General features: G+C 63.6%; 11 protein-coding genes. 5 read left to right on the top strand and 6 right to left on the bottom strand.

Features of this window, described 5'->3' with window-relative positions:
* Positions 1–4 precede the first annotated feature (4 nt).
* Both PI93_RS20575 and pdxR read right to left on the bottom strand, forming a co-directional pair.
* A complete protein-coding gene (locus PI93_RS20575) occupies positions 5–808 on the bottom strand; it encodes an IclR family transcriptional regulator (protein WP_052240626.1) in 804 nt (267 codons plus the stop codon).
* A 90-nt stretch (positions 809–898) separates the two neighbouring features.
* Positions 899–2,365 carry a MocR-like pyridoxine biosynthesis transcription factor PdxR gene (gene pdxR, locus PI93_RS20570; protein WP_039369857.1) on the bottom strand — a complete coding sequence of 489 codons (1,467 nt, stop codon included), beginning with the start codon at positions 2,363–2,365 and terminating at the stop codon, positions 899–901.
* 302 nt (positions 2,366–2,667) lie between these two features.
* Between pdxR and PI93_RS20565 the strand changes: the two genes are divergently transcribed.
* The 5 genes from PI93_RS20565 to PI93_RS20545 all read left to right on the top strand — a co-directional run bounded on the left by PI93_RS20565 (position 2,668) and on the right by PI93_RS20545 (position 7,976).
* Positions 2,668–3,735 (top strand): ABC transporter substrate-binding protein, encoded by a 1,068-nt coding sequence (locus PI93_RS20565; protein ID WP_039369860.1) that lies wholly within the window; start codon positions 2,668–2,670, stop codon positions 3,733–3,735.
* A 15-nt stretch (positions 3,736–3,750) separates the two neighbouring features.
* On the top strand, positions 3,751–4,578 hold the full coding sequence (locus PI93_RS20560; protein WP_039369863.1) for an ABC transporter permease: 828 nt from the start codon (positions 3,751–3,753) through the stop codon (positions 4,576–4,578).
* Entirely contained in the window at positions 4,575–5,390 is an 816-nt protein-coding gene (locus PI93_RS20555) for an ABC transporter permease (protein WP_039369866.1), read from the top strand. Before PI93_RS20560 ends, PI93_RS20555 begins: the two co-directional genes overlap by 4 nt.
* A 40-nt stretch (positions 5,391–5,430) precedes the next feature.
* A complete protein-coding gene (locus PI93_RS20550) occupies positions 5,431–6,567 on the top strand; it encodes an ABC transporter ATP-binding protein (protein ID WP_158453319.1) in 1,137 nt (378 codons plus the stop codon).
* A gap of 296 nt (positions 6,568–6,863) precedes the next feature.
* Positions 6,864–7,976, top strand: a complete 1,113-nt coding sequence (locus PI93_RS20545; RefSeq protein WP_039369869.1) for a porin — start codon at positions 6,864–6,866, stop codon at positions 7,974–7,976.
* Positions 7,977–8,152: 176 nt separating this feature from the next.
* On the opposite strand, the gene PI93_RS20540 is transcribed toward PI93_RS20545, so the two are convergent.
* The 4 genes from PI93_RS20540 to PI93_RS20525 all read right to left on the bottom strand — a co-directional run bounded on the left by PI93_RS20540 (position 8,153) and on the right by PI93_RS20525 (position 13,498).
* Complete coding sequence (locus PI93_RS20540; RefSeq protein ID WP_039369871.1) at positions 8,153–9,703, bottom strand: acetolactate synthase large subunit; 1,551 nt, start codon at positions 9,701–9,703, stop codon at positions 8,153–8,155.
* Positions 9,704–9,879: 176 nt separating this feature from the next.
* The gene (locus PI93_RS20535) at positions 9,880–10,848 is read right to left on the bottom strand and encodes a membrane dipeptidase (protein ID WP_039369875.1); all 969 of its coding nucleotides are present in this window, start codon (positions 10,846–10,848) and stop codon (positions 9,880–9,882) included.
* 92 nt (positions 10,849–10,940) lie between these two features.
* On the bottom strand, positions 10,941–11,726 hold the full coding sequence (locus tag PI93_RS20530; RefSeq protein WP_052240627.1) for a hypothetical protein: 786 nt from the start codon (positions 11,724–11,726) through the stop codon (positions 10,941–10,943).
* Positions 11,723–13,498: a hypothetical protein gene (locus PI93_RS20525; RefSeq protein ID WP_201278405.1), complete on the bottom strand. Its 1,776-nt coding sequence runs from the start codon at positions 13,496–13,498 to the stop codon at positions 11,723–11,725. Before PI93_RS20525 ends, PI93_RS20530 begins: the two co-directional genes overlap by 4 nt.
* Between the last annotated feature and the right edge of the window lie 16 nt (positions 13,499–13,514).

The following is a 13,514-nucleotide window of genomic DNA, read 5'->3' as shown; positions in this document are numbered from 1 at the left end:
GAGCTCAGGTCCGTCGCACGACAATGTGCTGACGTTGATGCATCGCCGTCAACTCGGCGGCGGCGTCACGCAGCGGACCCAGCAGCGCTTGCGCGTCGAAACGCGAGACCGGGCCGACCAGTGACAGCGCGGCGTAGCATTGCTGTTGTGCGTCGTTGACGGGCACGGCGAGCGCCATGACGTCAGGCATGTCGCGCTGACTGGACGTGGCGTACCCCGTCTGACGGGCAGCTTCGATGACATGCCGGTCGGCCACCATGCCGCCGGCTCGCACCAGCGTGTCAAGCGTGCCTTGCGGCAGGAAGGCGGCGAGAATCCGTCCGGAGGCACTGCCGTCGAGCGTGAGTACCGCGCCCACGCGCAACTCTGCCTTGAGCACACCGTGCGGCTCCGCCCGTCGAGCAATCCGAATCAATCCATCGTCCACGACGGCCAGCGATGCCGTCTCGCCGGTGGTGTCCGCCAATTGACGCAATACGGCTTCGGCCCGGTCGCCAAGACTCGCGTGCGCGAGCGCGGCGTCGCCCACGCGGGCGGCGTGCAGACTCAGGCGATACAGCCCGTCGTGCGTGAGTTCTACCCAGCCCGCCCGCACGAGCGTGAGCAATCGCTGGTAGACGGTGGCACGGCTGCCGTCGACGCTACGCGCGAGGTCGATCAGCCGCATTGGCGTATCCGACGCGCCGAGCACGTCGAGGACTTCGAGCGTCTTGAGCGCAGACGACAGCGGCCGCACGCCGCCTTCTTCGTCAGGCTTCCCGTTGGCCACGCTGTCGTCGTCGGCAGTCAGGTTGGACTTCTTGTTCACGCAACATCCATCGGAGTCGGGAGGGATCGGGCCGGCAAGCACGGCGTCGCAGGGTGTGGACGTCGGGTATTGTCGGCGATGTCGGGCACGTCAGCTCAACAGCGACGCGAGCTTCGCCAGCGACGGTTCAATCGCTTCATCGGGAACACAACCGTAGCCGAGGACAAGCCCCTGCAACGGTGGTTGCTCCAGATAATAACGGGACAACGGCAGGGCGATCAGGCCGAGTTCCTGCGCCCGTGCCGATAACGAGACGTCGTCGACTTCCGGCGGCAGACGTACCGTCAGATGCAGCCCCGCATTGCTGTCCGCCGAGATCAGTCTCGCCTCGCCCATATGGCGTCGAATCGCGTCTTGCAGCAAGGCGCGACGGCGTCCGTAGGTGAGTCGCATACGGCGAATGTGCGCGGAATAATACCCTTCGCCGATGAAGTCGGCCAGCACCGCCTGCTCCATCCAGCGCCCCTCGCGATAGAGTTCGGCGATCCCCAACTGGAGCGGCTCCACCATCGCCTTGGGCACCACGAGATAGCCGATGCGCAACCCCGGGAACAGCGTCTTGCTGAAGGTGCCGACGTATAGTACGCGCGCGCCCGATTCCAGCCCCTGCAACGACGCAATGGGGCGACCGGCGTAGCGGAATTCACTGTCGTAATCGTCCTCGACGATCCAGGCATCGTGCTTGCGCGCGTATTGCAGCAACTGCCTGCGCCGCGCGAGCGACATCACGTGACCCAGCGGGTATTGATGCGACGGCGTCACGAAAATCAGTCGCGGGGGTTTGCGCCAGTCGGCCGGCGACGGGTTCAGACCTTCCGCATCGACCGGAATCGAGACCGTCTCGACGCCATACGCCTGCAGCACTTTATGAATACCCCAATAGCCTGGGTCTTCCACCCACGCGCGATGACGCACGTCGGTCAGCATCTGCACGCACAGATGGATGGCCTGATGAATGCCTTCGGTGATGATGATCTGTTCGGGCTCGCACTCGACCGAGCGCGCACTTCGCAGATGCTGCGCAAGGGCTTTCTTGAGTGCCGGATGACCGCCGCCGTAACCATAAGTGAGGTTCTCGGGCGTGCGCCGGCGCCAGTGGCGTTCGACGAGACGGCTCCACTGCTTGAGCGGAAAGGCTTCGAGATCGGGCACGCCGGGCATGAAGGCCCCCGCCTGACGCCGCGAGGCGCGCGCGTTCACGATGAGGCCGCGCCCGCGTTGCGAGAGCGTGACCTCGGCATCAGGCGGCACATCGGGGGTGCGGCCGGGCCGGGTCGCCATCGACTCTTCGGGGATGGCATCGGTGACGAACGTGCCGTCCCCCGTGCGCGAGCGCACGTAGCCCTCCGCCCGCAACTGCTCGTAGGCATAGAGCACGGTGTTGCGCGATATCGAGAGCTCACGCGCGAGATCGCGTGAGGCCGGCAAACGGGTGCCACCCGGCAGCCGTCCATCGAGGATGGAGGCCCGCACGATGTTGTAAAGCTGCCGATTGCGCGGGATGTCCGCGTTCGGTTCGAGATGCTGAAGGATCAGATCGGACAGCAATATCTGCATGAAAGCGGCACCTCGACGGGTGATTGGCCCCACAATGAGAGCGATTGCACCACATAGGTGCAAAAAAATGGCATTACCGCCATGTCACCGGCGGATAATACTGCACGATAGTGCTGGAACAGTAGAAAAATAAGGCGCAAGCAGGGATTACCCGAGTTCGTTGCTCGAAAATTGGCTCCATCAAACATTAATTGATCGGCACTATTTGATGTGACCAATTTAAATTCTAATACGTGCAAAGCGCCAGATTGGTACCACCCCGATCGCTCCCTCGGGAGCGTTGAGATGATTGCGAGGAACACGTGAAAAACGAAACATCGAATCCGTCGGCAGGTCGCCGTTCCGTTATCAAATGGCTGGGAGCTGCCGCTGGCGCCTCAGTGTGCGCACCGTTCGTTCAAACCGCGCGCGCCGCCGACCCGTTGTTTGTGAATACCTGGGGTGGCGATTGGGAGAAGGCGGCGGCCGCTCACCTGTTCGAGCCGTTCACCAAGGAATCGGGCATTCCGATTCGCACGGTGTCGCCGGTCTCATACGCCAAGCTCGCGGCGCAGGCGCGCACGGGGGTGTACGAGTTCGACGTCACGACACTGGGGGGCGGCGAACTGATTCGCGCCGTCGAAGCTGGCCTCGTCGAGAAGATCGATACGAGCATCATCGACATGAAGCAGTTGCCACCGGGACAGGCTTACCTGAGCGGCATTGCCACTCATGCGTTTGCGACGGTCATCGCGTCGCGCAAAGACAAGTTCGCCAATGGCGGCCCGCAGAACTGGGCCGAGTTCTGGGACACCCAGCGTTTCCCCGGGCCGCGCAGCCTGCAACGCTATGCCGCGCGCGTGGTGCCGCTCGCCTTGCTCGCCGACGGCGTGCCGACGAACAAGGTCTATCCGATGGATCTGGATCGTGCCTTCAAGTCGTTCGACCGCCTGAAGAAGGACGTTCGGGTGTGGTGGACGCAGGGCCAGCAATCGCAACAGTTGCTGCGCGACGGCGAAGTCAACGCCATTGCGATCTGGCATGGCCGGGCGCTGTCGCTGATTCGTCAGAACGTGCCGGTGGATCTCGTCTGGAACCAGGGGGAGATCGACCGCGCGTATTGGGTCGTGGCCAAGGGCACGCCGCGTGCGAAGCAGGCATGGCAGTTCATCGCGTCGGCGCTCAAGGCCGAGCGGCTCGCCAAGTTCTGCATGCAGGCCGACTACAGCCCGGTCGATCAGCGGGTGTTCCAGTACATTCCCGAAGCGCAAGCCAAGGGCATGCCGACCTACCCTGCGAACTACCGTCTCACCTTCGAACAGGATCTGGCCAAGATGGGACCGCAATTGAACGAACTGTCGCGTCGCTTCGATCAGTTCGTCGTGCGCTGAGCGGGCCGTTACGTCATGCAAAAGCTTCGCCCTTATCTGCTGTTGGCGCCGTTGACCGCGTTTCTGGCAGCGTTTTTTCTGGTGCCGCTCGCGCAGGTGCTCTGGCTGAGTTTTACCGAGCCGACGCCGGGCTTCGCCAACTATGTGCACTTCTTCGCCGATCCGTTCTATCTGCGTGTGCTCGGCATGACATTCCTCACCTCGTTGCTGGTCACGGTGTGTTGCCTCGCACTGGGGTACCCGCTCGCGTATTGCCTCACGCAGGCCAGTGCGCGGTTCGGCGCGGGCATTCTGCTCGTGGTCGGCATGAGTTACTGGACGAGCTTCCTTGTGCGCAGCTACGCGTGGATGATCATTCTGGGCAATAGCGGGCCGATCATCGGTCTGCTGCGCGCGGTGGGCGTCGAGACACCTCCGGAACTGCTTTTCACCCGCTTTTCTTCGACGCTGGGCATGGTGCACGCGCTGCTGCCGCTCATGACCATCACGTTGTACTCGGTGATGAAGAAGATCGACCCTGCGCTCGTGAAAGCTGCGGCCAATCTTGGGGCGAATCGGTTGGCGGCGTTTCGGGCGGTGTTTCTGCCCCTGTCGCTGCCAGGGATCGTCAACGGCTGCACGATGGTGTTTATCGTCTCGTTGGGCTTCTACGTGATGCCGGTGCTGCTCGGCAGCCCGAGCGAACAGATGATGGCCGGACTCATCGGTCAGCAGATGGAGGAGTTCGGCAACTTCGGCGATGCCTCCGCCATGGCGGTGGTGCTGGCGTGCGCGACGCTCAGTCTGTACGCGCTGTACAACCGCTTTTTCGGTCTCGACAAACTCTGGAGCAAAGGCAAATGAAGGCGCTCAAGTGCTTTGCCGTCATCATGGCGATCCTGATCGGCGCGCCGCTGCTGGTCGTGATTCCGATGTCGTTCTCGGCGTCCGAATCGTTCCGCTTCCCGCCGCCGGCCTGGTCGATGCATTACTACTCGGCCTTTTTCAATGACCCCACCTGGACAGGCCCCGCGATCAACAGCTTGCTGATCGGACTGGGCACGGCGGCGCTCACGCTGGCGTTGGTCATTCCGGCGGCGTTCGCGTTGGTGCGTTACGAGTTTCGTGGCCGCGCATTTGGCAGTCTGCTGATTCTGCTGCCGTTGACCGTGCCGAATATCGTGGTGGCGTTGGGTTACTTCTATTACTTCGGTTCGTTGCGTCTGACGCAGACCTATCTTGGCGTGATTCTCGCGCACACCTGCCTGTCGACCCCCATCGCCTATCTGATTTTGTCCGCGAGTCTCAAGGGATACGACCGGACGCTCGAGCGCGCGGCGGCCAATTGCGGCGCAACACCATTGCAGGCGTTCTGGCTGGTGACGTTTCCTGTGCTGCGTCCGGGGTTCCTTGCCGCAGGGATGTTCGCCTTCGTGCACTCGTTCGACGAGGCGATCGTGTCGCTGTTCATTTCCGGGCGCGATGTGTCGACACTGCCGCGCAAGATGTTCGACAGCTTGCGCACGCAGGCCGATCCGGTGATTTCGGTGGTCTCGACGCTGCTGCTGGTGTTGGTGGTGATCGGCTCGCTGACCCCGATTGTCGTGCGCCGCATGAAGGCGCGTCGTCAGGCCGCGTTGCAGCGCTCGGCCATGCAGGCGGTCGCCGTTGTTTGACGACGCCGTCCCGCTCTATGTCACAGAGGTTTCCATGTTTATGAAGTCGATGCATTCCGCCGGTGTCATGGCCACGACCAGTGCGGCGTCTCCCTCGCTGAGCGACGCCTATCTGCATGTCAGCCAGTTGTGCAAGTCGTATGACGGGGTTCACCGTGTGGTGGACGACGTCAATCTGGAGATCCGGCGAGGTGAGTTCATCACCTTCCTCGGGCCGAGTGGCTCGGGCAAGACGACCACGCTGTCGATGATTGCCGGATTCGAGACACCGACGGCCGGCGATATTCGTGTGAACGGACGCTCGCTGGTGCAGATTCCGGTGCATCAACGCAACATCGGTCTGGTGTTCCAGAGCTATGCCCTGTTCCCGCACATGACGGCGGTACAGAACGTGGCATTTCCGCTGCGCATGCGCAAAGTCAACGCGACGGATCAGATCAAGCGAGCGCAACGTGCGCTGGAGATCGTCGGGTTGGGCCAGCATGGGCAGCGCATGCCGTCGCAACTCTCGGGCGGTCAGCAGCAACGTGTCGCGCTGGCGCGTGCGCTGGTGTTCGAGCCGGACGTGCTGCTGCTCGATGAACCGCTCTCGGCACTCGACAAGAACCTGCGTGTGCAGATGCAGATCGAGATCAAGCGGTTGCATACCGAGCTGGGCATGACCACGGTGTTCGTCACGCACGATCAGGGCGAGGCGATGACCATGTCCGACCGGATTGCCGTGTTCAACGCCGGGCGAGTCGAGCAGTTCGCCGCGCCGCTGGATCTTTATGGTGCCCCGTGCACCCGTTTCGTGGGCGAGTTCATCGGGGAGAGCAACTTCATCGATGTGACGGTCGTGGACGGTGCGAAGGGCGAGTATGCGTCGGCAGCGTTGGGCCGGGTGCGTGCTGCCGTGTCCGAGCGACCGGCCGGTGCGACGGTGGCGCTGCTGCTGCGGCCCGAGTGGATTCGTCTGGGAACGGGCGGCGGGACGGCCTGTTCCTCGGGCGTCAAGGATGCGCATCTGGAGGTGAAGAACGTCATTCACTACGGAGACAGCGCGTTGGTGATCGGTGAAAGCGCGGGCCTGCCGCTGCGCGTGAAGGTGCCGAACATCGATATGCAGGGGGTGACGCCCGGCAGTCGTCATCCGATTCATTGGGATCCGGTGCATACGCACGTGCTGGGCGACTAAGCCCGATCCCGACCGGACGGGGACTTGCGGCCTCGTCCGGATTTCGTTCCTGAGTCGTAAAGCGTTGGAGATAACGCCCCCGAAACGAGGGGTGGTGGAAGCGCTTTTGCCAAAGCAAAGGCGTAGGGCAGCGCTCGTTCCGATGCCGGTGGTGCATGCGATGCGGTCAACGCACGCATGGGCGCCGTGATGAGACGAGACGCAAAACACAAATCAAGCCCGCCCGGTTGCCGTGCCCTGAGAGCCAGCCTCGCGTGAGCGAGTTACCAGAGCACACCTATGCAAGGAGCAGGACCATGAAAACGACGGGAGTCCGTATCGGCATGACGGCCCGTACTGCCGCGATTTGTCTCGCGGCCGGAACGGCAGCGTTTGCCCCGGGGGTCAAGGCGCAGACCAATATTCAGTTGTATGGCGTGATCGACACGTATGTCACGGGGATTTTCAGCAGCGGACGTTCGGCGTATGGCGTCGATAGCGGCGGCTTGCAGGTCTCGCGTTGGGGCATGCGCGGATCGGAGGGGCTGGGCGGTGGCGTGAAGGCCAATTTCCAATTGGAGAACGGCTTCAACATGAACAATGGCACGGCGTCGGTGGCCGGCGGCATGTTCAATCGGCAGGCCTGGGTGGGGATGAGCCATGAGAACTATGGCGAGTTCCGCATCGGCCAGCAGAACAGCATTTTCTTCATGTTTCTTGGCAACATTGCGGCGTTCTACGGCGGCACCTACGGCGCGGGACTGGGCACGGAGTCGGGCTATAACTTCCGCAATTCGAACGACATCATGATTGCCACACCGCGCATCTCCGGGTGGCGCGCGGAATTGCATCATTCGCTGGGTAACGACGCGCAGAACAAAGCGAACGGGACGTCGTCGCAGGTCGCCATCGAGTATCGTGGCAACGGGGCGTATTTCCTGGCGGGGTATGTGGAAGCGCGTCCGCTGGTGAGCGCGCCGAACACGTACAAGGGGGTGGTGGATCGTCAGTATGCGATCGGCGGGAGCTACGACATCCAGCCGTTCCGTCTCTATCTCGGCTACTTCAAGAACAAGCAATCGGACGACACGATCAACAAGGATCTGTACTCGGTGAGCGCGGCCTGGTTCATTACGCCCGCGGATCAACTGAGTCTTGGCTACACGTATATCGACGTGAAGGCCGATGCGGCGAACAGCGACGTCGCAACGTTCCCCGGGAAAGGGCACGCCAATCACTTCGGGCTGATGTATCTGCACTTGCTGTCCAAGCGCACAACCTTGTATGCGTCGGCGGCATACATCACGAACTCGAAGGGGCTGCGCTATGCGTTGGGGGCGGCTCAAGCCCCGAGCGGCACACTGCTCAACCGGCCGGATGCCGGGGATAGCACCACGGGTGTGCAGTTCGGGATACGGCATACGTTCTGATATCCGGCGTCGCCCGGACCCGCGGTCAATCGCACGCGCCTTCGGGCGCGTTTTTTTATCCCAAGCCGTCCCGGACAGGCAAAAAAAGAGCCGCTTGCGGCGGCTCGGAAGGTTGCAGTGCTCTTTTGCTGGCGCGTCTTCGGACGCGCCTCGTCATTCGGTCCGTTCGATCAAACTTAAATTCGTGCCTCGATCAGGAAGGGGCCGGGGCGGCGCATCGCCAGCGCGAAGACGTCGTCGAAGCGCGCGATCGTATCCACGAACACCGCTTCCACGCCCATGCCGGCGGCCAGCTTCACCCAGTCCAGCGTCGGGTCCACTACGTCCAGCATGCGGCGCGCGTTATGTCCCGCTTCCCCCGCGCCGACCTGTTTCAACTCGTTGTGCAGAATGGCGTAACCGCGATTCGCGAAGAGGATCGTCACCACGTCAAGCCGCTCGCGCGCCTGTGTCCAGAGCGCCTGGAGCGTGAACATGCCGCTGCCGTCCGCCTGCAAACAGACCACCTTGCGGTGAGGGCATGCCACCGCCGCCCCCGTGCCCATGGGGAGTCCGGCCCCGATGGCGCCACCCGTCAGTGCCAGAAAGTCGTGCGGCGCGGCGCCGCTCGTGAGCTTGAAGAATGCATGGCCCGATGTGATCGCCTCGTCGCAGACGATGGCGCCCTCCGGCAAGTGACGGCCGACCGAGGCGGCGATACTTGCCGGCGTCAGCGCCCCCGTTGGCCGCTCCGGTGGCGTTGGCTTCGCCAACGTGACGGCCGCGTCCGGCGTCACGCCGAGTGCTTCGGCCAGTGCCTGTAGCGATGCGAGCGCGTCGTGGCCACGCGTCGTGTATCTCACGACCTCGCACCCCGGCGGTAGCATGTCGCTCGGTTTGCCGGGATAGGCGAAGAAGCCGACCGGGGCCTTCGCGCCGATCAATACCACCTGCTCGACGTCTGCCAGATCCGCGGTACAGGCGTCGATGTTGTAAAGCACCCGCTCGATGGGGACGCGTCCGGCACCCCGTTCGATGCGCGCGTTCGATTGCTGCGCCAACATCCGTGCGCCCGTCGCCTGTGCAATGCGTCCGGCCACCGTCAGGGCGTCGGCGCGCAAGGCATGTCCGGAAAGCAACAACAGCGTGCGACGGCCATTGCGCAGACGCGTCGCCACCTCCCGCAATATCGGGTCGTCCGGAATGCCTTCGCTGGTTGGCGTCTGCGCGACGGGGGACGTCCGGGATGTCTCGCCCCAGGCGGCATCTGCCGGCAGAATCAGCGTGGCGACGCCGCCACCATTCACCCGCGACGCGGCAATGGCCTGTGCCGCACGCTCACCGACCTCGTCGCTATGACCGATGCGTCCGACCCACGCCGACATCGGCCGCGCGAGCGATTCGATATCGCTGGTGAGCGGCGCGTCGAAAGGCAGGTGATAGGTTGCGTGCTCGCCCACGATGTTCACGACGGGGCTGCCCGCACGTCGCGCGTTGTGGAGATTCGCCAGACCATTCGCCAATCCCGGTCCGAGATGGAGCAGCGTCGCGGCCGGTTTGTCGGCCATGCGCGCGTATCCATCTGCCGCCCCTGTCACCACGCCCTCGAACAAGCCGAGAACGCAGCGCATCGCCGGCTTTCGATCGAGCGCCGCGACGAAATGCATCTCCGACGTTCCGGGATTGGCGAAACACACGTCGACATCGCCTGCCAGCAGCGTGTCGCACAAGACATCGGCACCGTTCATCTCGCGCTCTTCCTCACATCCATTCACACGTTTGTTTCACGATTGCGACCCCGGGGCGCCGACGATTCGTCGTCGCGCCGAGGCAGAAGGGCACCGGACAACGGTTGGCCGGGCGGTGTCCCCACGACACCACGCGCTCGCACCGCACCGCCGCCGGTTGCCCGAATGTCTCCAGGTCAGGCGCCAAAGACTTCCCGATACACGCGCAGCCAGTTGCCGTGCGTGATCTTGTCGACTTCCTCCGGCGTAAAGCCCACCTCTCGCAGCCCGCCATGGACGTCGCCCAGTTGATGGACCTCCTCGAACCACTCGGGACGTGCCGCTTTCCCCGGGCGAGCCGCTGAGCCTGCGCCATAATCCACGCCGCGCGTCCAGTGCCCCATGCGCATCCAGTCGAGATCGACTTGCGTGGTGTTATGGCTGCGGTCCGTGCCGATGGCCACATGGTCGATGCCGGCGATATCTACCGTGCGTGCCACCAGCTCGCACCAGTTACGCACCGTCAGGCAGAAGTAGTCGCCTGCGATATTGCGATACGCGGCGCAGCCGATCACGCCGCCGTTCTCGCGCAAGGCATGCAGCACGTCGTCCGTCTTGTTGCGCTTGTGCGGGAACACCGAGTCGGGATTGGCGTGCGTGATCGCCACGGGCTTTTCTGAGTAACGGATGGCCTCGAGCGACGTCTTGTTGCCAACGTGCGAGACGTCGATGAGCACACCAGTGCGATTCATCTCGCGAATCACTTCCTTGCCGAAACGGGCGAGACCGGAATCGTGTTCCTCGTAGCAACTGCCGCCCAGACCGTTTTGATTGTTGTACGTGAGTTGCATGACACGCACACCCATGTCGGCGAACAACTCGACATAACCGATGCGGCCTTCGAGATGATCGGTGTTCTGGAAGCCCATGAGCACCGCGACTTTGCCTGCGGCGATGAGGGCCTCGATTTCGGCCGCGGTCGTTGCGATGCCGAAGACGTCCGCATTGGCCATCGCCATGTTGCGCCATTTCACGATGGCGTCCATCGAGGCGACCGTGCCTTCCCAGAATCCGAGCGTGTTCGTCACGCAGCCAATATTGCCCCGCTTCAGGCTTTCGAATACTTCACGCGTGAAGTGACCGCATTGCAGACCGTCGATAATCATTGCCTTTGCTCCAGAAGAGCGCGCCGCCAGCCCCTTGCCGCCGGCGCGCTTGTGAATCGGATGTCGTTGTCCTGTCCAGCGCTGTTCGTGGCTCAGGCCGTTGTCTTGCCGGCCGTTGCGGTGCCTCTCTCAACCCGCGTGAGTAGCGAGAAGTCGGTGTCGTCATCGGTGGGGCGGCCAATGACCTGCCCCTTTTCGTCGACGATGTTCGCACCCGCATGCCGGCGCGAGACGATGTTGTCCGGCGCCAGCGCGCCGAGCGCGAGGTGGTACATCGACCACCAAAGCGAGGCATCGACCGGTAGCCCGTGATGGATCACGTCGCGCAACGCCGCGTCGGCGGCGTCTTTCGGCGGCAGACGGCGACCGTGCAGGGTGAGCGTGGCGTTGCCCATGCCACTGCACGCCTGGCCGCATGTCACGCTAAGCGTCGCACCATGTCGCTGCGCCAGCCAGACAATGACCTGAAGCTCGTGCGGGTCGGCCACGTCGATGGCGTTGAGCGTGGTCGCTTCGCGCTCAGCGTGCTCGGCGAGCAGTAAGTCGAGCAGCATCTGTGCGACGATCCATGCGTGCTGGCCTGCGCAATCGACCTGCAAGGGGGCGCTGCCTTGTGCTGCGCCTGCGACGCCGACTTGCAGCGCGTCAGGCCTTGCTTGTCTGAAGCTGTCGTGCAAGGCCATGTAGCGCGCAAAACCGCCTAGCGGGCGTGCCGGGTCGGCGTTGCGGCGAGCCTCGGAAAGCAGCACGCATTCGCGCACGGCATGATTGAACCCATACGGCATGCCGGTCTCCAGCAACGCGCGGTCCAGGGTCAGGCGGGCCTCGCGCAAGCTGATTTGCAGCGCGCCCGTCATGGTGGTGCAGGTCGAACTCATTGCTTGGGCTCCAGTGGGCTGAACCAGTCGTGATCGGCGCCCGCGCGAATGGCATCGGGCGTGGGGGCGCCGAGGAACAGCACGCCGCGCAGGTTGCGGCCGAGATAGTCGCGTGGACGATCCACCCCGTGAATCGCCACATTCAACAGACGCACGATGTGAATCGGGATGAAGTCCTCGCCCATGATGTTCATCTGCGGCGAGTGATACGGCAGCCCTCGCAGCGACTGGATACGGGCGACGATGGCGCGCAAATGCGGGTGGCGAAGCAACACATGCGCCATGCGCGTTTGCGGCGGTACACCGGCCAGCACGCCTTCCAGCTGCTGCACATAGCGCGGCAGGTCGAGGCCTAACTGGTGGGCGTCGCCCACTTCTTCGCGCGGGCCGCGGCGCGGTTCTTCGGCGGTGGCGGACTTGTACCAGATGTAGCGACGCGAGGCCTCCGTGGTCAGGTCCATCGCCAGCGCCCACGCATATTCGGTGTGCAGGATCTCGCGCAGGAAGCCCGCCGTCATTTCCGGTTGCACTGGCATTTCTTCTTCGGCGTCGAGCACGTCGGCGACCAGACGGTCGGCCAACTCGGGCACGAGTTCGATGTACAGCGCGAGCAGCGTCTCGTGGGCTTCGAGATGGATCTCGGATTCGAGCGCGTCGGCGAGCACGTTCAGGGCGTAGGCCGCGCGCCGGCCGCGAACCAGGCCGGTGCGATAGAGCGTATCGACGTCTTCGCGTGCCTTCGCCAACTCGTTGGCCACCAGTGCGCTCGGCGCGAAATGCTCGTATTCCATGCGGTCTTCGCGACGAAACGCGATGGCACGGTCGAGCAAGTTGCGCAGATGCAATATCACCGGGCTACCCGCATCCACCTTGAGCGACTTGGCGGCGACGATGGCCTGTTCGCGTGCCGTCAGCCAGCGGTTGATCAGATGCGGATGGTTGTGCAGGAAGAAGATGAGGCCCAGCGCCGAACCGTTGCCGATGCCGAGAAACTGCTGATACTCGGGCGACAGTTCTGCGGCGTTGGACGAGCGCGCGTGCGCGAGACGATTCACCAGATCGACGGCGAAGACTCGCATCATGTACGCCGAGGCCATCTGCGCGGCGAGCGTCTTGCGCAGCGGATGGCGGCGCTCGAGCGCCTTGTACGAGCGCGTGCCAAACGTGCCGTTGCCGTCGATGCCGGTATTGCGCATGAGGTAGCACACCTGCGCCACGGTCTCGATGTCGGGCTGACGGCCTTGCGCCAGGGCGTCGACCGCATGCGCGAAGACGCGTGAGCTTCGGTTGGCGCGTGCCCAGGTCAGGGTGTTCGGTGTGGCGCGTCCCTCGTAGAGCTTGGGCAACTCCGCGCGGGTCTGCGCGATCTGCGCGTCGGTGGCGGGGCCGTCGAGCAGGCCACCCATCATGTCCCAGGCGCGCCCGATGATGCGCCCGGTTCTGCCTTCTTCCTGATACGCGAACGAACTCAGCACGAAGTCGAGCGGCATGCCGTTCGCATCGATCCGGTAATGCGCGGTGCCGCGCGATTGGCCGTCGATATCGAAGGCGAGCCGCTGAATGTCCCAGCGCTCGTCGACCGCCTGACGCATGAAGCTGCGGGTCATCGACAAGCGGCTGGGTTGCAACGCGGCCAGACGCTCCGGCCGCATCAGCACATCGGGATGTCGCGCACGCGGGGGCGCATCGCGATGATCGGAAATTTCTGTAGGCACGGCGGCCATGAGGAACGTCTCCAGAATCGACCCGGGGGCCGGATGGTCTCCATCCATCTCGGTATCGCCGGAT

It is taken from the genome of Pandoraea fibrosis, from assembly GCF_000807775.2.
Classification (GTDB): domain Bacteria; phylum Pseudomonadota; class Gammaproteobacteria; order Burkholderiales; family Burkholderiaceae; genus Pandoraea; species Pandoraea fibrosis.
The sequence above is the reverse complement of the archived record's forward strand: the minus strand, read 5'-3'. Positions and strand labels throughout refer to the sequence as shown.